Below are 1,642 nucleotides of genomic sequence, written 5' to 3'. Positions count from 1 at the left end.
GTATAAGATCGTATGCATGAAATAGTTAAAGAAGAGTTCTTGAAAGAAAGGTTGTAGATTAAAGTGAAAACTAAGAACAAACACTTTAAATCAAGAACTCATGAAACAAGTTACACAATTAGACTTTAGCGGGCAAAAGATTTTTGCAGGGATAGATGTTCATAAGAAATCCTGGAAGATTAGCATTCGAAGTGAGCAGATGGAACTGAGGACATTTTCACAAAATCCTTCGGCCAATGAATTAAGTACTTATTTGAAGCGCAATTACCCGTCAGCGGATTATCATGTTGTTTACGAAGCAGGCTTTTGTGGATTCAGTTATCAGCGTGAGTTTGCCGGATCCGGGATTAACTGTATTGTTGTTAATCCGGCCGATGTCCCAACCACAGGTAAGGAAAAGCAACGCAAATCAGATGTTGTCGATTGCCGGAAATTGGGGCAGGCATTGAGTAAAGGTCAGCTTACCGGTATTTTTATCCCCGGCATTGAACAGCAGGATGACAGGGATATTATCCGTACCTATAATCAAATGGTAAAAGACCAGACGCGCAATAAGAACCGCATCCGTAGCTGGCTTCATTTTCAGGGGATAACATTTGGTGAATCAGAGAGCCGGTATTGGTCGAATGTTTTTACCGACTGGCTTAAAAGTTTGTCACTGAACCCTTCGGCAAGAACAGTACTTGACCTGAAGCTACAGGGTTACCAGCAGGCCCGGGGCATGGTGCTTGCTGCAACCCGGCAAGTGCGAACCTTGTCTAAACAGGAACGGTATAAGAAAAGAATAATCCTAATAAGGACAGTTCCGGGAATAGGTGAAATTACCGCGTTGTTGTTTGTAACAGAAGTAGGCGATATTAACCGCTTTAAGTCCTTTGATGCTTTATGTGATTTTGTTGGTCTTGTGCCCAATACCCACAGCACCGGTGACAAGGAAAACGTATCAGGCCTGACCAGGCGGGCAAATCATCAGCTCAGAGAAAAACTTATTGAGGCCAGTTGGACAGCAATTCGTACAGATCCTGCCATGACGATGGCCTTTAACAACTATTGTAAGAGGATGAAAAAGAATAATGCCATCATCAGGATAGCTAAAAAGATGCTTAACCGGATCCGTTATGTAATGAAAAATGAAGTCGGGTATGTAACAGCCGTGGTTAAATAATATTAACAAAAGTACAAGATAAAACAATCTGTTTTTACCAGATGAGAAACCGGAATGAGAAATCCGCAGCCTGTGAAGTGTCTGCTCTGTATAAGACTACGGTTATCATTTTATCCAACAATTTAAACGCGATACTGCGGCCCGTAATGGTGTCTGCTTATAGGAGATTAATTGCTTTATCAATGTATTTAAAATATTAAAAGTTGGTGAGGGTTTTCTTAGCCATAGGCGAAAAAGATAGACAATAAAAAAGTCTCCTGTTACAGAGACTTCTTCTATCCAGTTCGGCAGATCATATTGCTGGTAGGTTGCTCCTCAGCAGAGCCTGTTTCCTCTTCTGATCTGCATATGAAATTAAGAAAACATGGCCTCGCTTTGCTTAATCATTTATAAATTATAACTTTATAGTAGTCTATTAGCCCGCTTTTCAAGAATATTAGCCTTTCTGTAGCTTATTTTCATCATAGGAGATTTCTC

The 1,642-nt window shown here is 40.6% G+C and carries 1 protein-coding gene; it reads left to right on the top strand.

Annotation, left to right across the window (positions count from 1 at the left end; translation table 11 throughout):
• Positions 1-100 precede the first annotated feature (100 nt).
• Positions 101-1,165: an IS110 family RNA-guided transposase gene (locus ACFFGT_RS19220; RefSeq protein ID WP_377024138.1), complete on the top strand. Its 1,065-nt coding sequence runs from the start codon at positions 101-103 to the stop codon at positions 1,163-1,165.
• Positions 1,166-1,642: the final 477 nt, after the last annotated feature.

The sequence above is a fragment of the Mucilaginibacter angelicae genome (genome assembly GCF_042434235.1).
Classification (GTDB): Bacteria; Bacteroidota; Bacteroidia; order Sphingobacteriales; family Sphingobacteriaceae; genus Mucilaginibacter; species Mucilaginibacter angelicae.
The sequence above is the reverse complement of the archived record's forward strand: the minus strand, read 5'-3'. Positions and strand labels throughout refer to the sequence as shown.

What these genes read in the sequence shown, in the direction of transcription:
- ACFFGT_RS19220 (WP_377024138.1), top strand. Translation starts at nt 101, where the DNA reads ATGAAACAAGTTACACAATTAGACTTTAGCGGGCAAAAGATTTTTGCA.